The organism is Labilibaculum euxinicum, assembly GCF_009795715.1.
GTDB lineage: Bacteria > Bacteroidota > Bacteroidia > Bacteroidales > Marinifilaceae > Labilibaculum > Labilibaculum euxinus.
In genome coordinates, this window is sequence record NZ_WTCR01000012.1 from 131,257 (window position 1) to 150,787 (window position 19,531).

General features: G+C 35.4%; 13 protein-coding genes and 3 riboswitches. Of the genes, 11 read left to right on the forward strand and 2 right to left on the reverse strand.

Annotation, left to right across the window (positions count from 1 at the left end; all coding sequences use genetic code 11):
• Positions 1 to 31: 31 nt before the first annotated feature.
• Positions 32 to 628: a hypothetical protein gene (locus GQR60_RS15705; protein WP_124993845.1), complete on the reverse strand. Its 597-nt coding sequence runs from the start codon at positions 626 to 628 to the stop codon at positions 32 to 34.
• A 427-nt stretch (positions 629 to 1,055) separates the two neighbouring features.
• Between GQR60_RS15705 and GQR60_RS15710 the strand changes: the two genes are divergently transcribed.
• From GQR60_RS15710 to GQR60_RS15760, 11 genes are all read left to right on the forward strand, one after another.
• Positions 1,056 to 2,054 carry a TIM barrel protein gene (locus tag GQR60_RS15710; RefSeq protein ID WP_124993846.1) on the forward strand — a complete coding sequence of 333 codons (999 nt, stop codon included), beginning with the start codon at positions 1,056 to 1,058 and terminating at the stop codon, positions 2,052 to 2,054.
• 155 nt (positions 2,055 to 2,209) lie between these two features.
• Positions 2,210 to 2,415: riboswitch (cobalamin riboswitch) on the forward strand.
• A gap of 88 nt (positions 2,416 to 2,503) precedes the next feature.
• Positions 2,504 to 3,685 carry an ABC transporter substrate-binding protein gene (locus GQR60_RS15715; RefSeq protein ID WP_124993847.1) on the forward strand — a complete coding sequence of 394 codons (1,182 nt, stop codon included), beginning with the start codon at positions 2,504 to 2,506 and terminating at the stop codon, positions 3,683 to 3,685.
• A 7-nt stretch (positions 3,686 to 3,692) separates the two neighbouring features.
• On the forward strand, positions 3,693 to 4,748 hold the full coding sequence (locus GQR60_RS15720; RefSeq protein WP_124993848.1) for an iron ABC transporter permease: 1,056 nt from the start codon (positions 3,693 to 3,695) through the stop codon (positions 4,746 to 4,748).
• 10 nt (positions 4,749 to 4,758) lie between these two features.
• Positions 4,759 to 5,793: an ABC transporter ATP-binding protein gene (locus GQR60_RS15725; protein ID WP_124993849.1), complete on the forward strand. Its 1,035-nt coding sequence runs from the start codon at positions 4,759 to 4,761 to the stop codon at positions 5,791 to 5,793.
• 27 nt (positions 5,794 to 5,820) lie between these two features.
• Entirely contained in the window at positions 5,821 to 6,987 is a 1,167-nt protein-coding gene (locus GQR60_RS15730) for an ABC transporter substrate-binding protein (protein WP_124993850.1), read from the forward strand.
• A 96-nt stretch (positions 6,988 to 7,083) separates the two neighbouring features.
• Positions 7,084 to 7,290, forward strand: a riboswitch (cobalamin riboswitch).
• Between the two features lie 165 nt (positions 7,291 to 7,455).
• Entirely contained in the window at positions 7,456 to 9,579 is a 2,124-nt protein-coding gene (locus GQR60_RS15735) for a TonB-dependent receptor plug domain-containing protein (protein WP_124993851.1), read from the forward strand.
• A gap of 43 nt (positions 9,580 to 9,622) precedes the next feature.
• On the forward strand, positions 9,623 to 9,913 hold the full coding sequence (locus GQR60_RS15740) for a hypothetical protein (RefSeq protein WP_124993852.1): 291 nt from the start codon (positions 9,623 to 9,625) through the stop codon (positions 9,911 to 9,913).
• Positions 9,914 to 10,133: 220 nt separating this feature from the next.
• Positions 10,134 to 10,339, forward strand: a riboswitch (cobalamin riboswitch).
• A 90-nt stretch (positions 10,340 to 10,429) separates the two neighbouring features.
• Positions 10,430 to 12,304, forward strand: coding sequence for a TonB-dependent receptor plug domain-containing protein (locus tag GQR60_RS15745; protein ID WP_124993853.1), 1,875 nt, complete (start codon positions 10,430 to 10,432; stop codon positions 12,302 to 12,304).
• Between the two features lie 10 nt (positions 12,305 to 12,314).
• Positions 12,315 to 13,715, forward strand: a complete 1,401-nt coding sequence (locus GQR60_RS15750) for a cadherin-like domain-containing protein (RefSeq protein WP_124993854.1) — start codon at positions 12,315 to 12,317, stop codon at positions 13,713 to 13,715.
• 153 nt (positions 13,716 to 13,868) lie between these two features.
• Positions 13,869 to 16,121, forward strand: a complete 2,253-nt coding sequence (locus GQR60_RS15755; RefSeq protein ID WP_124993855.1) for a family 20 glycosylhydrolase — start codon at positions 13,869 to 13,871, stop codon at positions 16,119 to 16,121.
• Between the two features lie 92 nt (positions 16,122 to 16,213).
• Positions 16,214 to 17,026, forward strand: a complete 813-nt coding sequence (locus tag GQR60_RS15760) for a CHAD domain-containing protein (protein WP_124993856.1) — start codon at positions 16,214 to 16,216, stop codon at positions 17,024 to 17,026.
• Here the strand turns inward: GQR60_RS15760 and GQR60_RS15765 are convergent.
• Positions 17,023 to 19,419: a penicillin-binding protein 1A gene (locus GQR60_RS15765; protein ID WP_124993857.1), complete on the reverse strand. Its 2,397-nt coding sequence runs from the start codon at positions 19,417 to 19,419 to the stop codon at positions 17,023 to 17,025. The two genes, GQR60_RS15760 and GQR60_RS15765, sit on opposite strands and share 4 nt — an antisense overlap.
• Positions 19,420 to 19,531 lie beyond the last annotated feature (112 nt).

The window sequence follows — 19,531 nt, forward strand, 5'->3', positions numbered from 1 at the left end:
AATCATCTGGTCACTTGAACCGCTTTGGTCACTATTTTCTGAAGGCATAATTGTACTCTTTTTTGTCAGACACTAAACGAACTTTATAATCTCCTTTTGGCAATGCTTCTACATTGAATTTTTTAGAGAAAGTCGGTTCTGATGCATAAGAGCCATTAAATACTTCATTTCCAAATTCATCATTTATTGAAATGTTGAATGCTTTGTTTTCAAAAGACAGGTAGGTTACAAACAAATTGTTATCCTCTGTTCTGAAAAGAGTTTTTTCTGCAGTGTTCTCAGCTAATTCTGCAACAAGTTTGTTGTTGGCAACTACAAATTCTTTTTCAATATTATCTCCTTTACCAGTTAAAACAATTTTGTAGGTTCCATCTTCAAGATAAGAGAAATCAAACAATTTTTGAGCTGTGGTTTCACCACCTACTTTTTTTGAATAATACAAGTTTCCAGCTTCATCGTAAATCTTCATTTTAAGCAATGATTCGGTTGGATTGATAATAGATACAATTGATAAATCAGTATCCAAATAAGGGTTAATTCGAATGTTTCCGGTTGCAAATGCTGAACTTGCGCTTAAGAATAGTATTGCTCCGAATACCAATCCTTTAAATGTGTTTTTTGTTTTCATCTTTTTTAAGTTTAAATGAGTAATAATTTATAAAATCAACCATCGGTTATTTGTGATTGGCTGACATTGTAAATCTAGAAATAAATCATAGAAATGATCTAAATAATAACTCCCGAAATTGAAGAAATAACAAAAAAAACAACTTATAACGGTTGCGAAAGCTCCCGAAATTGTTTGCGTTACAAGGATTTAATAAAGAATTTTGTCATTATTAACCTTGAAATGGCAAATTTGTTTTTATGATAACGTTTTCGAATTTTGTGAAAAATGGCCAAAACGTCATTTTTTTATCTGATGAGTGAAAAAAGGATTCAGAAATAGATAGTAAGGGGGGTGTTAAAATGATCATTTAAAACTATTTTTGATGTGAATTTTTAAACAGCCCCTTAATTTTGTGGTTGTGTTGGTGAAAAATACATTATTATATATGAATTATAAAAATTTAATGGACTTCTCTGTTTATCCATCTGATGTGAGTCGTTTTGAGAACGGATGGAAAGGACTGGAAGAATATATTATTGACAAAAAAATAGATGGGGTTGAATTACTAATCGGTTATGATTCTCCATCCGAAGAAATCCCAAAAGGAATAGTTAAAAGTGTTCATTTGCCATTTTGGGTAACCTGGTTGGATGTTTGGCGAAAAGGAGAGGATGCTGCCAAATATTATTTTCCTAATATGTCAGCCGAGCATTTGCAATTTTGCTGCGGAGGTACGAATGCTGCAGAAATGATTACTTCTCAGAAGAAACTGTGGGAATACGCAGCACATTTTCAACCATCTCATGCTGTTATACACGCGGCACATGTAGAATTGGAACATGCTTTTACGCGTGATTTTAACTATAAAAGCATTGAGGTAATGACGGGTTTAGCAGAAATGCTGAACAGAACGGCTCAGGAATTTGGTTATGGAGAGCCTCCTGTTACATTAGCTATCGAAAATTTATGGTGGCCTGGTCTGGATTTTTTGTTTCCGGCTGAGGCCGATGATTTTGCATCACGACTGGATTTTTCAAATTGGAACTTACTTTTGGATACGGGACATTTAATGAATACGAATATTGCATTGAGATGTGAGGATGAGGCCATTGATTTTGTTTTGGATCGGATATCACGATTGTCAAAAGATATTCAGGCGAAAATTAAGAGTCTGCATTTGAATTTGAGTTTATCTGGAGAATATCAAACGAAACAGGTTATGAATGGTTTGCCAACAGGATGGTCAGACTTAAATCATACGGAGAAATATACTACAGCACGTAATCATGTTCTGCAGATTGATCAGCATTTGCCATTTACCAGTAAACGGGTAAAAGAGATTATTCACGAGATTGAACCTGAAATTGTAATTCATGAATTCATTACAAAGGATATCAAAGAATATTCAGAGAAATTGAATGTTCAGATGAATGCCTTACATTAGTGATATACCATGAGATGTCTTTAAATAACATTTTTCACATTTCTGCATCTTACTAATAAAGACTGTTTCGTTCAATACGATTCAGTCTTTTTGTTTTTGTATGACAGTTATTCCTGATTGCTTTTTTAAAACCTCTTCTTTTTCCGAAATATTCCATAGATTTGCAGGAATTGGGTTTCTCTCTTTTGAGAAGTAAAATGGGAATCCGGTGCAAAACCGGAGCTGTCCCCGCAGCTGTAAGCCCTCAATGATTTTTCATTGATAAGTTCTGACAAATCAGCCACTATGTGAATGTAGTTTTATATGGGAAGGCGTTAGAATTGGGTAAAGCCAGAAGACCTACCTAATAAATTGAACTGTTTCGTAACTTCGGGGAACTGAGTAACGAAGGTATAATTGTAGTAATTGTATTTTCTTGTCTGCTATCCCCACAATTATTGTGGAAGAAAATGAATTTATTAAAATCAAGCTGTTGGGCATTACTCCTAATCCTGTTATTGGGTGCTATTTCCTGTCAATCCGGCGATCCAAAAAAGAAAGAAAAACAAGCTGATAGTTCAGCTGTCGATTCATCTTTTTATCATCAATCTCAATTAAAGTACGCCAAAGGCTTTCAAATTAAACTTCTTGCCAATGGCTTAAAAGAATTGATTGTTTGGGATCCTTGGAACGAAGGCAAAATTTTCCAAAAATATTATTTGAAGAATCGTGGGGAAAAAACGGATATTCAGATTCCTGCTGATGGTTTGTTGGTAGAGGTTCCTGTAAGAAGTATTGCCGCGCTATCGAGTACTCAAATCGGAATTTTAAAGTTCTTAAACGTTCAGGATCGAATTGTTGCAGTTTCTTTGCGCGATCGTATTTACGATGAGGAGTTGGATAAAAAGGCTCAGAATGGAACCATACAAGCGGTAGGTCATTCGGAAAGTCTGAATTTTGAGAAAATTGTTGAGTTGGATCCTGAATTGGTAATGGTTGCCGGTTTTATGAACATCACCGACAAGGAAACTAAATTAATGAACGCAGGTTTACCGGTTGCTTATAATATAGAGTGGATGGAAACTTCTCCCTTGGCACGTGCTGAATGGGCAAAATTTATTGCAGCCTTTTTTAATGAGGAGGCCGAGGCCGAAAAACATTTTAATGATGTAGAAAAGAGATACAATGATTTGAAAATGTTGGTGGAAGATGTGGAGAGTAAACCAAGTATTCTTTCGGGCTATAATTTTAAAGGCATTTGGTATATGCCAGGCGGACAAAGCTACTTAGCGCAATTTCTTCGCGACGGAAAAGCAGATTATTGTTGGTTTTCTGATAGCACCAGTGGCAGTATGCCATTAAGTTTTGAGATTGTTTTCGATAAGCAGGGAGAAGCAGATATTTGGTTTGGCCCCGGACAATGCAGAACTTTGGAGGATATGAAAAACATGGATGAGCGTTACACTTTATTTCGATCATATAAAACAGCTCATGTTTTTTGTTCAACAAAACGAATGAAAGATAGTGGCGCCAACGATTGGTTTGAGTCTGGTGTAATGCAACCCGATGTTGTGTTTAAAGATGTGATTAAGATTTTACATCCTGAATTGCTGCCAAATTATGAATTGTATTACTATCAACAATTGAAATAGGAGAGCTATGCTGTTGAATAAAAATGGAAGATTGTTTTCGCTCGTATTTGGGATACTATTCCTTCTCATTTGTGGAGTTTTCCTGTTGGATTTGATATACGGAAGTGTAAATATTCCCTTTAAAAAGGTGTTTGCAATTCTATATGGTGCTGATGTGAAAAACTCATGGAACTACATCATTTTAAATTTTCGTTTGCCGAAAGCTTTAACTGCCATTTTTGTTGGAGCCGGATTATCGGTTACAGGCTTAATGATGCAGACACTTTTCAGAAATCCATTGGCAGGACCTTACGTTTTGGGAATTAGTTCCGGAGCAAGTCTGGGAGTTGCTTTAATGGTAATGGCATCGGCTTTAATGCCGGTTGCTTTTGGTGTAATTTCGGCTTTTCTGGGTAGTTGGGCTTTGGTTGTTGCTGCTGTTTTAGGTGCATCATTAGTATTTATGCTGGTTGCTTTGGCCTCTCTTAAAATATCAGATAGTGTTTCATTGCTGATTATCGGGATCATGTTTGGAAGTATTACCGGTGCTGTAGTAAATATTCTGCAGTACTTTAGTGATCCGGAGCAAATACAAAGTTTTATAATATGGACTTTTGGTAGTTTGGCAGGTGTTACATGGACCGAAATGAAAGTAATGGTACCCATTGTTTTTAGTGGCTTGATCATTGCTTTTTTTCTGATAAAACCATTGGACGCACTTTTGTTGGGCGAGAATTATGCGCGGGGAGTTGGAATATCAGTTAATAAGACTCGTATAGCCGTTATTATTAGTACGGCATTAATTGCAGGAACATTAACCGCATTTACTGGTCCTATTGCTTTTGTTGGTGTTGCAGTGCCGCATATTGCACGATCTATTTTCAGAACCGCAAGTCATAAAGTACTAATGCCGGCGGTAATATTAATTGGTGCGGTTATTATGCTTGCTTGTGATATTATTTCTCAAATACCTGGAGATCAGAATACATTACCAATTAATTCGGTAACAGCATTGTTTGGAGGGCCGGTTGTAATTTGGGTGATTATGCGTAGTAGAAATGTGAAGGCTTCTTTTGCCGGGTAAGGATTGGGTTATGAGTGAAATTAAAGAAGTACAAAAAGACATATTGGTAACTCAGGATCTTTCCATTGGATACAAGCAAGGGAAAAAGGAACAGCTATGCTTGCTTTCAGATATTAACCTGACAATCAGGCGGGGCGAGATGGTCTGTCTTTTAGGCCCGAACGGAGCGGGTAAATCAACTCTTATGCGAACCATTGCCGGTATTCAATCGCCTTTGGCGGGATATACCTTGGTAGAAGGAATTCCTATTCGTGATCGTAATTTTAAAGAGATTGCCCAATTGCTAAGCATCGTTTTAACTGAGCGAATTAATGTGGGAAACCTGACCGTTTACCATATCGTTTCTTTGGGTCGACATCCTTATACTTCATGGATGGGACGTTTATCGGAAGAGGATAACGATAAAATTAAATGGGCATTGGAACAAGTTGGTTTATTGCATTATGCCGATCATTTCATCAATCAGTTGAGTGATGGAGAACGGCAACGTGTGATGATCGCCAAGGCTTTGGCGCAGGATACTCCGTTAATCATGCTTGATGAACCTACTGCGCATTTGGATTTACCAAACCGTGTTGACATCATGAGGTTATTGCATCGTTTGGCTCGTGAAACCAATAAGGCAATTTTACTTTCTACCCACGAATTGGATTTAGCACTTCAGGCTGCAGATGTTATTTGGCTGATGGCACTGGGGCAGACGATTAAAGTTGGTGCTCCTGAGGATTTGGTTTTGAATGGCAGTATTGAGGAAACTTTCCATAATAAATCCTTCATTTTTGATCGGAAAACAGGAAATTTTATTATGAATTACCAAAAGAAGCAAATCATTCAGCTGTTGGGTAACGATGTAATGGGATTCTGGACGCAAAGGGCATTGTCCCGCGAAGGATATCAGGTTACCTGCGAAGAAGTTGGAAATTGTTCCGTGAAGTTAATTGAAGATTCTATGGAGTGGGAGATTCATAATAATGGGGAAACACGTAAATGTCAAAGTATACAGGACTTACTAGCTTATCTTAGAACTTCTTTTTCTGTAGATTAACTCAAAGATCATAAAATAAAAAGTGAAATGATACAAAGATTAGCTCTTGTACTGTGTATGTCATGTTTGTATGCTTGTAATCCAAGTAAAACAAGACTGAAAAATGTTGTGTCAGATGTTGAAATTAACAATGGTTATGAGTTTACCAGTTCGATATTGTATGCAAAAGGATTTACAATTGAAAAAAAAGAGAATTATAAAAAAATAAGTGTTTATAATCCTTGGAAAGAGAATGCTGTTTTGCGGGAATATGCTTTAATTCCTAGAAATGAAAGCATTCCTGATAATCTTCCTGATAATCTTATAGTAGTTAAGGTACCCGTAAATTCTGTGTGCACATTTTCTAATACACATATCGGTTCGATTGTTACGCTTGGTTTGGAGGATAAGTTGTTAGGGATGACACGAGCAGAGAAAGTTTATAATAAAAGTATCTCGGAAAAAGTAACGAGTGGCGAAATTTCAAATTTAGGCGGAGCACACAATAAGAATATAGATTTTGAGAAAATGATTGATCTGGCGCCGGAATTAGTTATTTTATCTGCCTTAAATGGGATGAAAGCGGACGAAGGTCAAATGGAAGAGCTTGGCTTTAAATTGGCATATTCCTTGAATTGGATGGAAGAAACCCCATTGGGAAGAGCTGAATGGTTGAAATTCACAGCTGCTTTTTTTAACAAAGAAAAGATGGCAGACTCTTTATTTAAGCAGATTGAAATAAACTATAAACAACTTAAGGCTAAAGTGGTAAGTCTTAAAACTAAACCAAATGTTTTGTTGGGATGGAGTTATAAGGGAATATGGTATGTTCCCGGAGGAAAGAATTATATGGTAAGCTATTTGAGGGATGCAGGAGCTAATTATTTTCTTTTTGATGATGAAACAAGAGGGAACATTCCAATGAGTGTAGAATCCGTTTTGGATCAATGCAGTCAAGCTGATATATGGATTTATCCCGGAACCACTAAAAGTTTAGCTGATATTGAAAATAACGGCGAAATATTTACACAATTTGCGGCCTATCAAAATAAAGAAATCTACAATATCTACAAAAGATCAAATTCTAATGGAGGGAGTGACTGGTGGGAGACTGGCAGTCTTAGACCGGATCTTGTGTTAAAGGATTTTATAAAGGTGCTGCATCCTGATTTATTAGCTCAGGACACAACATATTATATTAATAAGCTGAATTGATATAATGAACAGTAATATATTGCCTTCATTTTCAGAGAGGATCAAATAAAGTTTCTTTTATTTCTGTAGAAATTATTTTGTGCAATAAAAAAAATCATACATTTGCGTCGCATTTGGTATTTTGTTCCTCATTATTCAGGAATGAAATGAAAAGGGAATTCGGTGAAAATCCGAGACTATACCCGTAGCTGTAAGTTCTAAAAAGAGCTTTTTGAAAGTCCTATGCCACTGTTCCGATTTTGGAATGGGAAGGCCTCAAAAAGTAGAACAAGTCAGAAGACCTGCCTTTGCAATCAATTTTAAGTCATTGCTTTCGGGAAAAAGAGCAAGTGAACGAAAACTTTATCGAACATTGATACAAGGATTGATCTGCCATAACCGGTCCTCCATGTCATGTTGCGAAATTTTCTTTTAGCTCCCTGTCTGCATTGCATTGGTTAAACTTATTTTCATTTATTCTTAAAAAACATGAAAAGAACATTTTTAACGGCTTTTGCATTGCTGTCACTATTAAATTCTGCAGTAAAAGCTGATGAGATTCCAAATCCTGCCAAAGATACAACGGCAGTGAAACACCTGAATTTATCAGAAGTTAAGATTAACGCATCACGTGTAAATGCAAAAATGAAGGATCTTCCTCAAAAGGTTGAGGTGGTTACGCGAAGAATGATTGAAGCGACTCCTGCAGTTGATATGGGTGAGTTGTTAAAGAAGACTGCCGGTGTTGATATTATTCAATATCCTGGAATCTCTTCAGCTGTTAGTATGAGGGGTTTTGCACCATCTACATCAAACAAATACAATGTGATTTTAATTGATGGCAAACCTGCAGGAACTACCAATATTGCAACAATAGATATGTCGAATGTAGAGCGGGTTGAAATTTTAAAAGGCCCTTTTTCAGCACAATATGGCTCTTCGGCTATGGCCGGAGTAATCAATATTGTTACCAAAGAGAGTACGCAAAGTATTACCGGAAATGCAAGTGTTTCTTACGGAAGCTTCGAAACATATACAGGTAGTTTAAATGCCGGTGGTGCTTTATCTGAATCTATGGATTTTGATGTGAGCTACAATTACCAAAAACAAGGAAAGGATTATGAAATTGGGAAAAATAATATTTATGATAAGGATTATGCAGAAACCATATTAGATCCAACTACCTACGGTGAGAAAATGGAGCACTCGCAATTCGAAAGACAGAATGCAAGTGCACGTTTAGGTTTTATTTTAGATGAGAACTGGAAAATCAATATACATCAGTCGGTGTTTATTGCCAATGATGTTGAAACACCAGGTTCTTTTTGGCATGTGAATGGTATGAATTCAAAAGATATGAATAAGTATACAACAAGTGCGGATGTACTGGGAAAAATAGGAAATCATAAGCTTAGTTTATCACCTTTTCATACAAAAGAAGAATCAACTACGTTCAATTCTAAATATGGAGATACAGAAAATATTCATAAAAATTACGGTTTTATTCTTCAGGATGCTTTTAAAGTAGGAGAGCACTCTTTTGCTTTTGGTATCGATAATAAAAATGATGTTTCCGAAAGTAATAAATGGAATACTTTGGGTGATGTTACAGCCCCTTCTACTCCAAAATATAAAAATGTATCGACTGGTATTTTTGGTCAGGTAAATACAAATACTTTCGATGGAAAATTGAATATTGCCATAGGAGCGAGATATGATTTGGTGAAATTGAAATTGGAAGCAGACGATTTATTAGGAAATGAAGCAAGTTCAGAGGAATACAACGTGTTTACGCAAAATGTGGGGGTAAAATATGAATTTCTTGAAGGATTAGCGGTTCATTCAAGTTGGGGAAATGCATTTTATGCTCCTGATGCTTTTCAAAAGGCAGGAATGTATACCACTGCATATGGAACCACAAAGGGAAATCCAAATTTGAAGGATGAGCAAAGTAATACTTTTGATGTTGGATTTGAATATAAGAATTTTGGGAAAGGATTTAATTTCGATTTTACTTATTTTAAAACACATCATAATAACATGATCGTTAGTTATTCTGTAGACCCGGATGGCACAGCCTACAATGGTGATGAGTATAAAACATACAAAAATGCCAATTTTGCCGATATGGATGGAATTGAAATTGAATCATCATTTGATTTTGGCGCATTGGCAGACTACAATTATTCCTTGAAACTATATGCAAATTATACTCATATCATTGATGCGATAGTAACTCAGCGAGTGAAACAAACTGATGGAACTTATAAAAATGAAGAAAGTCAGATGAGATATGTTCGCGATAATAATGCCAATTTCGGTATCGAATTCGATAATTTGAATGGGTTTTCTACTCGTTTAAATGCGCGTTATATTGGTCATAGATATGAAGATAATTGGTATACATATTATCCAATTCGTACTAATGTTACTGAAAAAGTTCTTCGTCACCCGGTTTCAATGGTATTTGATTATTCAGCAAGCTATACAATTAAAGAAAAATATACCATTGGTTTGTCGGTATCTAACTTATTGGATGAAAACTATACCGAAAAAGATGGATACAATATGCCGGGTAGGGCAATAACTGCTAAGTTCGGTTATAAATTCTAAAGGATAACATGTAAGCTTACACGTATCGTTTTCCAATAATAAAATGATCTATGTAAGCTTACATGGCACATTATCAGAAAAAGAAATGGTGTTTGTTTCCTTACAAAGCATACTTTCGAAAAAAGAAATAGCAATTGTAAGCTTGCATGCTATACTTTCTAAAAAGAAAATGGTAATTGCAACCTTACACAGTATACTTTTAAAAAGAAAAGTGGTAGTTGTAAGCTTACACGGTATACTTTTTAAAAAGGAAATGGTAATTGTAAGCTTACAAAGCATACTTTTTAAAAAACAGATATATTTTGGGACTAATATTGTCAAATTTGCTTGGTGAAAATTACACCGAAAAAGATGGTTATAATATGTATGGTCGATTGATAACAGTCAAATTTGCTTATCGATTCTAAAACAATTTTTATTCAGTATAAAAGGGGTGTTCCAGTTTTGGAATGTCCCTTTTTTTATTGTTTACCGGTTATTAGTGGTTGATTTGCAATGTGTTTTATAATATTTTATAAATAAGAGATTCCTAAATCTGATTTTGATTTTTTTTATACATTTGCAATGCAATTGGTTCTCATATATCTGAATTAATCAGATAGAGATGAAAAGGGAATCCGGTTAAAGTCCGGAACTGTTCCCGTAGCTGTAAGCTCAGAAAAATGCTTTTTCACCACAATGCCACTGTTCCGATACCTCGGGATGGGAAGGCCGAAAAAGTTGAGTAAGTCAGAAGACCTGCCAATGCAAACTTAATTTTCAAAACATTCGGAGAAGATGTTTGGAAGACGATTGAATCATCTATTTCTTTTGTTCTGTCCTTGTGTTTTCTTCTTTATCAAATTATAAGATGAAGTTGAAATTTTTATTTACAGTAATTGTAAGCTTTTTGAGTTTCGGTGTTTGGTCGCAAACCTTAGGTGTGGATACCATCCAGATTGAATCCATTGATATTGTGGCACCAAGACTTCAACATTTTTCTTCCACCGAAAAAACTGTGCAAATTGATTCTATTCTTATCCAGAGGTACGATGGAAAGGATTTGTCGAGCTTACTTCAGAAAACATCTTTGGTAAATATTTCTTCAAATGGTGCGTTTGGGGCTCTTGCTACGGCTGGGATGCGGGGTGCATCAGGAACACATACATCTGTGAATTGGAATGGGATTCCTGTTAATTCATTAACAACAGGTTCGGCAGATTTATCTTTAATAAATGCAGGTTCTTTTGATCAAGTTCAGGTGATATACGGCGCCGTAGGATCTTTATATGGTTCTGGAACATTGGGTGGTGCTATTGAATTGTCAAATAAACCCGATTGGAAGAAAAAGTCGGAAATAGGATTGAGTTCTGAAATAGGCAGCTTCTCAAATTATAAAACAAAACTACACAGTAAGTATTCTAATAGTTGGATTTCATATACAGCTCAGGCATTTTTTCAGTATGGGAAGAATGATTTTACTTATACTGACAAATATGATTTTGACTCTCCGACTGAGAGACTTACCAATAATGAAAATAGAGCTTATGGTACAATTCACGATTTACATTTAAAACTAAATAATCATTTTATTGATTTAGGAGCTTGGTATCAAGCAAAAAAGAAAAATATAGCTGGTTTAATGGGAATTGGAAAACCCTTCAGTCATCAACAACAAAGAGATTCTTCATTAAAAGTGTATTTAGGCTGGAAGACTTTAGTTGGGAAATTTAGAGTTGAAGCCAAAACAGCTTACCTGTATGATTATTTAAAATACACAGACGGTTATACTTCCGAAATATCATCGGAAAGAGTATTAAATGACGCAAATTTGCGTTATTATTTGAATAGTAAATTTAGTTTGGATGTAAATGGCAAATATTCTTGGTTGAAAGGGGAAACCAATAATTACGAGAAAGAAGAAAATGAATCAAGGTTGACTGTTGCAGGAAAGTATTCTCCCAATTTCGGTACTTTTATATTTACGTTTGGTAGAGAATGGAGTTCCGAAGTTAATCCCCCTGAAATGTACTCCTTTAGTTCATTATTACATATAATATCCAATGTTATTGATTTGCGTGTTAAAGCAGGTACCCATTATCGACGACCTACCTTTAATGAAAGGTACTGGCAACCTGGGGGTAATGAAAATATAAAATCGGAAGAAGGCTGGAGCGCAGACTTAGGTCTGGCCTTTTTATCTTACTCTACTAATTATGGAGAATTTAATGCAGATTTAAGTTTGTATCACTCTAAAAATAAGAATGCTATATCGTGGCGACCTACTGGATCATTCTGGAGTCCTCAAAATACTGGACAGATGATAAGTAGAGGAGTTGAATTGGAATTGAATCATATCTTAAACGTTGGGAGCGATAGAATTCATACATCATTAAAATATGCTTACAATGATGCTTACAACAACGATAAATTCAGTGATGATTATAAGCAAACAATGGCTTATCGTCCTCATCATATAACTAAAATTCTGAGTGATCTTATTCATGAAAAATGGGATGCTGGAATAATAGCAACGTTTAGATCACATTCACAAAACTGGGAAGAGCAAGAAGTTGAAGGGAATTTTTTACTTGATGTGAATGCAGGTTATCTATTTGAAACTGGTTTAGCTAAAATCAAGTTGACAGGGAGAATTGAGAATTTACTAGATAAATCTTATGAGTTGGTTAAGTATTACCCCATGCCTGGCCGAGCTTATTATTTGGGGCTTAATGTAATTTTCTAATATCGTAACTATGAAAAGGTTTTTAAAATTGGGTTTGGGCTTGTTAATTGCAAGTTCTTTATTCGTATCGTGTTCTGATGACGACGATAATGCAATGCCGAATCTGTCGGTGAATAATGGTATTGTTCTTGAAAATAGTGCTACAGCAGCTATTACAGGATCAGAATTAAATGTTGTAGATACTGATACAGATGATATTGATATTATATATACGGTAACAATTGCTCCTGAGAATGGTTTTCTTGCTAATACTGCTGATATTACAACTTCTGTAGCAAACTTTACTCAAGCCGATTTGACTGCTTCTAAAATTGTATATGTACATGATGGAAGCCAAACTTTAACTGATGAGTTTTCTTTTACAGTTACCGATGGAGACAATGTATTAACAGGTATTTTTAATATCAGTATTGGCGAAAAACAGATTGGCTATTTTTATGTATTAAATGAAGGTAACTCTAATGGTTCTGTTACAATGATCAACAGAAATGATGAGGTGACCAACAATTATTTTTCATCAGCAAATAGTAGTGTTGCTTTAGGTCAATATCCTCAATCTATGGCAATTAATGATGAATATGCATTTATTGTTGTAACAACGGCAAGTGGTGCCGGTTATGTTGAAGTTGTTACTGCTTCCGATTTTGTACATTACGCAACTATTGATGGTTTATCTTATCCTAGAGAAATTGCTTTTGCAAATGGAAAGGCTTATGTTTCAAATGGTAACGGAGCTGATGCTAATTATTCAAAACAGAATAATGAGGTTTACGTTATTGATTTAAAAACAATGAATAAAACCGGACAAATTGCGGTTGGCGCAGGACCAGAAAAAATGATTGTTTCAGGCGATAAACTTTATGTTGCAAACAGTGGGGGATGGTCGAACGACGACAATACTGTTTCGGTAATTGATGTTGATACAGATAAAGTCGTTGAAACAGTAACAGTAAAATCTTGTCCTAAAGATCTGGTTGTTGATGCGAATGGAAACGTCTGGGTTTATTGCGGAGGTGCTCCTGATTATTCAAACTATCCCAATGTGACTTATGTGAATGCTGGAATTTCTAAGATCAACACATCGTCAAGTGCGGTAACATCTTATGATTTATCCAATTTAACCACAACAGGAATCAAGAATATTGCGATTAGTAAAGATGAAAAAACAGTATATTTTATGTCTGATGCAGTATATGAAATGAATATTACCGACACTGCATTACCAACAGCTAAGTTTATCGATGCAACATTCTACGGTATGGATGTGAATCCTGTTAATGGAAACCTTTGGTTGTGTGAATCAACGGGTGCTACTACTCCAGGGAAAGTTCACGTTTATTCTCCTCAAGCTGATAAAATAAAGGATTTTACTGTAGGGGGTGCTCCTAATTCGACTGTTTTTCGTTACTAAGCAATTGATTGTTATGTGAAATTTTTAGTGGCATTTCCGAATAAGAAATGCCACTTTTTTTATGCTTATTAATGAATAATAGGAGGACAATCGATTATTTGCTTATTTTTAAAGCTCCAAAAGCCTAACATAAACCAATAATCAATTAATTCTATGAGAACTTCTATTTTGTTCTTGTTGCTGGTAAGCGCACAAGTTATGAATTCCTTTACTTCCACTGCACAAACAAGTAATTCTGTGAATATAATTCCAAAGCCATCAAGAATTATTAATGCAAAGGGTAGTTTATTGTTAAAAGAAGATGTGAAAATATTCTTTTCGGACGAAGTGGAAAACAAAGAGATATTACTTTCCTATTTGTGCGATCAGATAAATCAATTAACAGGTGTTGAAATTCCTAAAAAGATAACGGGAAAGTTACCGGCATCTAATAAAATCATTTTTAAAAAAGTTAATGATAACAATTGGGGAGAAGAAGAATACTCTTTGATTGTTGATGTTACAGGAGTTTTGATTGAGGCTAAATCGGGTAAAGGTTTTTTTTACGGAATACAATCCCTTTTGCAATTGGTGCCTTTAAATACCGAGTTGAAAATTCCTTACGTAAAGATATTGGATGAGCCAAGGTATCCGTATCGGGGAATGCATTTGGATGTTTGCCGTCATTTCTTTTCTGTTGATTTTATCAAGAAGTATATCGACTTAATGGCAATGTATAAGATGAATACTTTTCATTGGCATTTAACCGAGGATCAGGGCTGGAGAATAGAAATTAAAAAATATCCAAAACTTACAGAGATTGGTGCGTGGCGAATTGAGAAGGATGGGAGTAAGTACGGGGGTTTTTATACACAGGATCAAATTAAAGAGATTGTAAAATATGCGTCGGAACGATTCATAACAGTTATTCCGGAAATTGAATTGCCGGGTCATTCTGTGGCTGCACTTGCAGCTTATCCCGAACTGGCTTGTAACCAAGGACCTTTTGAGGTGGAGAACGAATGGGGCGTTTTTGATGATGTCTATTGTGCAGGGAAAGAGACTACTTTTGAATTTTTGCAAAATGTTTTGCTGGAGGTTATTGAATTGTTTCCCTCTAAATACATCCACATTGGTGGCGATGAATGTCCAAAGGCAAGTTGGGAGAAATGTCCTTTGTGTCAAAAGAGAATGAAAGAAGAGGGACTGAAAGACGAACATGAACTACAGTCTTATTTTATCCAGCGAATGGAGAAATTTCTTTTGACAAAAGATCGCAAAATAATTGGTTGGGATGAAATTTTAGAAGGAGGATTAGCTCCTGAGGCAACCGTTATGTCATGGAGAGGAACTGCAGGAGGTATTCAGGCTGCAAAACAAAAGCACGATGTGATAATGACACCTGGATCTCATTGTTATTTCGATCATTATCAGGATGATAATTACATTGAGCCTACTGCTATTGGTGGTTTTACTTCCTTACAAAAAGTATATGAGTTTGAGCCAACACCTTCAGAATTAAATGAAGATGAGGCAAAATATATTTTAGGAGCACAAGCAAATGTTTGGACTGAATATATGAATACCTCAGATCGGGTAGAGTATATGCTTGCTCCTCGAATCTGCGCTTTGGCGGAAGTTGTTTGGTCACCTAAAGGTCAGCGAAATTGGAATGATTTTCAGGACAGAATGAATCATCATTACGAATTACTGCATAAACATGAGATAAATTCATTCATTCAGGCACCACATGGAGGAGTTAATAAGAATTTCTTTTTTGATCAGATGGAAATGCCTTTAGAGGTAAAATTGCAGGATGCTGAAATAAGATATACACTGGATGGTTCAAATCCAGATGTGAACTCTAAAATTTATACTAAACCGTTGGTGATAGAAAATACGACAACCATTAAAACTCAAACCTTTCACGAATCAGGCTTAAAGAGTAAAATAAGAACTATTGAATGTGTTAAAATTTCACCATTGGTGTCCGATACAATTTCTGAATTAAGTGAGGGATTAAAGTACAAAATTATAAAAGGGAAATTTAGTAATCTTGATGAGGTAACGTACGATGAGGTGATGCAGTGCGGAGTTCTGGATAAAATTAAGTTTCCTAAGGATATCGAGGAAGAGTACTATGCAATGGAAATAACAGGTTATTTAAAGATTGATAAAAAAGCAACTTATACCTTTTTTAATTATGCTGTAGATCCTGTTCAAATATCCATTGGAGATCATGTTATAATAAGTAACAAAGGACTGAATGCAAGACAGGAACGCAGAGGCCGGATTCATCTGGACGAAGGTATGTACCCAATAAGAATTGTGATGGTGAAAAATACTCCTTACGCTAATCAGCAAGTATCTTGGTGTTCCAATTATTTTGATCAAATACCAATTAATTCCGAAAATCTATTTCATTAAAACAGGAGATCTAAATTTTATATTAAAAATCATTATTGTCTCATGCTTGTAATTTTCTGATTTTATGTATCTTGTATATAAAAACAGGAAAAATGCAATCTAAAGAAGAAAATATCGGTTTAAGTTCATTTTATAGAGAGAGGTTCGATTCTTTTTTGAATAATTTGTCATTGGCTAAGCAAATTAAAGAAGAGGACATTCACAAGCTGCGCGTAGATATTAAATACATACGAAGCTTACTGCTATTGATTGAAGAATTTGATTTGGATACCGATGCCGGCTCGAAACTATTGAAGCAGTTGAATGGCATTTTTAATAGTGCCGGTAAACTTCGGGCTCTTCAAGTTTCTAAATCATTGTTGTTAAACAGTAATGTTGATATCCCCTCTGAGATAATGCTTGTTTTAGATGGCAGGATGAATGTGAGTGTTGAAAAATTTGGAGCTAAATGGTCTGAATTCGAGATCCTAAAGTTTAAAAAAGGAGCAGCAAGTTTATGTTCCTCATTAAATCAGGTGAATATTTCGGAACTTAAAATAAAAACAGACAGCATTATTCACGATGAATTGGAAATAGTAAACAAGTTATTTAATTCGTCACAAGGAGAGGAATACCATCATGAAATCAGAAAGCTGCTCAAGGTTGTTAAGGCGCTTCAGCAATTACTGCTAGCCCTGCAGGATGATGAGAAAAGAAGACAAGCTTTGGATATTGTAAATTCAACCGAAACATTACTAGGTAATTGGCACAATTACCTAGTAATGGATAAGTTCTTGATTAAACTGGACAAGGAATTACCTCAACCTTCAGTCAAGAGAATTCTTAAAAATTTAAAAAATCAGAACAATAAATTAAAGCTGGAATTAAAAAATGAAGCCGATAAATATTTGCGGAAGCATTTCTAGTTTTTGCGTCTAAATATGTTTTTAATTTTTTGATAAATTGATTTTTTCTCATTCTTACGCTTTTCCCGTCTCGCTTTTCGTTTCATTAATTTATCTTGATCTGTTGCTGTAACACCAAATAAATTATCAAAAAAGTTTGATTCCGGCGGTAAATAGTGTGGCATATCCAAGTCTGCCAAAATATCGCTGTCAGGTTTTGCAATAGGTGAGTTTGTATAGCGTTTAAAGTTTTTATTTGTACTTAATTTATTCATGAATTTACCGTAAATGGGTAAAGCCATGCTTGCTCCTTGTCCAAGACTCAAAGAGTTAAAATGAATACGCATATCTTCGGCACCAACCCATGCTCCGGCCACTAAATTGGAATTGTAACCAATATACCAGCCGTCCGCCTGATCTTGTGTGGTACCTGTTTTTCCGGCTAATTCTCCTTGCAATCCATAAACTGAACGAAGCGATTTTGCTGTGCCTTCATTAACTACAGCCTGTAGCATATGATTAATTATATCGGCATTTTGAGGAGATATCACAAACCTGTTTTCTTCCCTTTCAGCCGAAAGATCTACGATTAAATTGCCATTGTGATCTTCAATTTTGGAAATGTAGTAAGGAGCCGTATGAACACCTCTGTTAGCCAGAGTAGCATAAACCTGAATCATCTCAAGCAGTGAAATATTAGCTGTTCCCAAGGCAAGAGATGGTACTTTTGGTAAACTACTGTCAATTCCCATTTCTTCAGCCAACACTATAGTATTACGTATTCCGGTTTCCAAAAGAACATCCACAGCAATAGTATTTACCGATTCAGCAAGAGCTCCTTCCATGCTGTAACTTCCTTCGTAAAGGTTATCCGCATTTCGTGGCGACCAATTATCGTATTCTTCATAAATTTTGCGTTCGTTGGGAAGGTACTCGAAAGGGGAAGTTCCTTCTTCCAAAGCAGCAGTATAAACAATTGGTTTAAAAATTGAACCAACTTGCCGCTTTGCTTTTACATGATCATATTTAAAATGATCGAAATTGATTCCGCCAACCCAAGCTTTAATTTTCCCACTCTGAGGTTCCATGGCTAAAAATCCGGTGTTTAATACTTGGATGTAATGTTTTATAGAGTCAAGAGGAGACATTTTTACTGTTTTATCTCCATTCCAGGTGAAAATTTTCATGTTCACCTTTTCGTTAAATATTTTATTAATTTCCGCAGCAGATTTTCCTTTTTGTTTAAGGGATTTGTAACGGTCAGATCTTAGTTTAGCGTCTTCTATTATATCTGTATTTTCCCCCCAGGGAGACCTTTTGCCCCAATGCTGAACGAATTGAGTTTGCAGATTTTTCATATGCTCTGCAACTGCCTGTTCAGCATTCATTTGCATTCTCGCATCTAATGTGGTTATAATGTTTAGTCCATCACGATAAACATCATAGTAAGTACCATCTTCTTTTGGGTGTTTTTTTAATATTGTATTTGTTTCAATTCTTATTCTTTCCCGAAGATAAGATGCCAAACCTTTTTGGGTTGATTGTTTCTGATAATTGATAATTAGTGGCCGGGCCTGAATTTCATTCAATTTACGATCCGTAATGAAGTTATATTTAGCCATTTGACTCAGGACAATATTTCTTCTTTGTTTTGATCTTTCAGGATGGAGTCTTGGATTATACGATGTTGGCGCCTTAAGCATTCCAATAAGTACGGCACATTCATGAATTTCAAGTTTTGATGCCGGTTTACTAAAGAACTGTCGGGATGCACTTTCAATACCAAAAACATTTTCGCCAAATGAAACTGTATTTAAATACAACTGAAGAATTTCTTTTTTCGAATAAATTTTTTCCAGACGGGATGCAGTTATAGTTTCCTTAATTTTGTTTACCGGCATGCTTAATGGACCAAAATTTCCCCGGGGATAAAGATTTTTTGACAGTTGCTGACTCAAAGTACTTCCTCCTCCTGAACTTTTATCGCCCATAACTAAGGATTTTACCAAAACGCGCATCAAACTTCTTTGATCAATGCCTTGATGTTCGTAAAAACGAGCATCTTCAGTAGCGATTAGCGCATTGATTGCATCTGGAGAAATGTCTTTAAAATTTACATTGGTTCGGTTTTCAGCATAAACTCTTCCCAACACAACACCATCTTCAGAATATATTTCAGATGCATTTGCATTTTTAATGCTTTTAAGAGTATAGTAATCCGGCAATTTGCCCCAAAGGCCGATGTACACAGAACCTATTAAGATACCAATAGTTATCAGGAATATTAGTAGCCCGAATCCAAAAAAACGGATTAAGTAACTAGAAAGTGAACGTTTTCCGGTATTCTTTTTTTTACTGCTTTTTTTCTTTTGAGAAGGAGTTTTTCCTTTGGAAGTTTTTTTTGCTGTTGCCATTCTAAATCTAATAACATCTTTATTTGTTACAATAACGCATAAATTTCAAAAAGATTATAACCTGAATAAATCCATTCTGAAAATTTCGCGTTCAAATGTAAACAATAATACT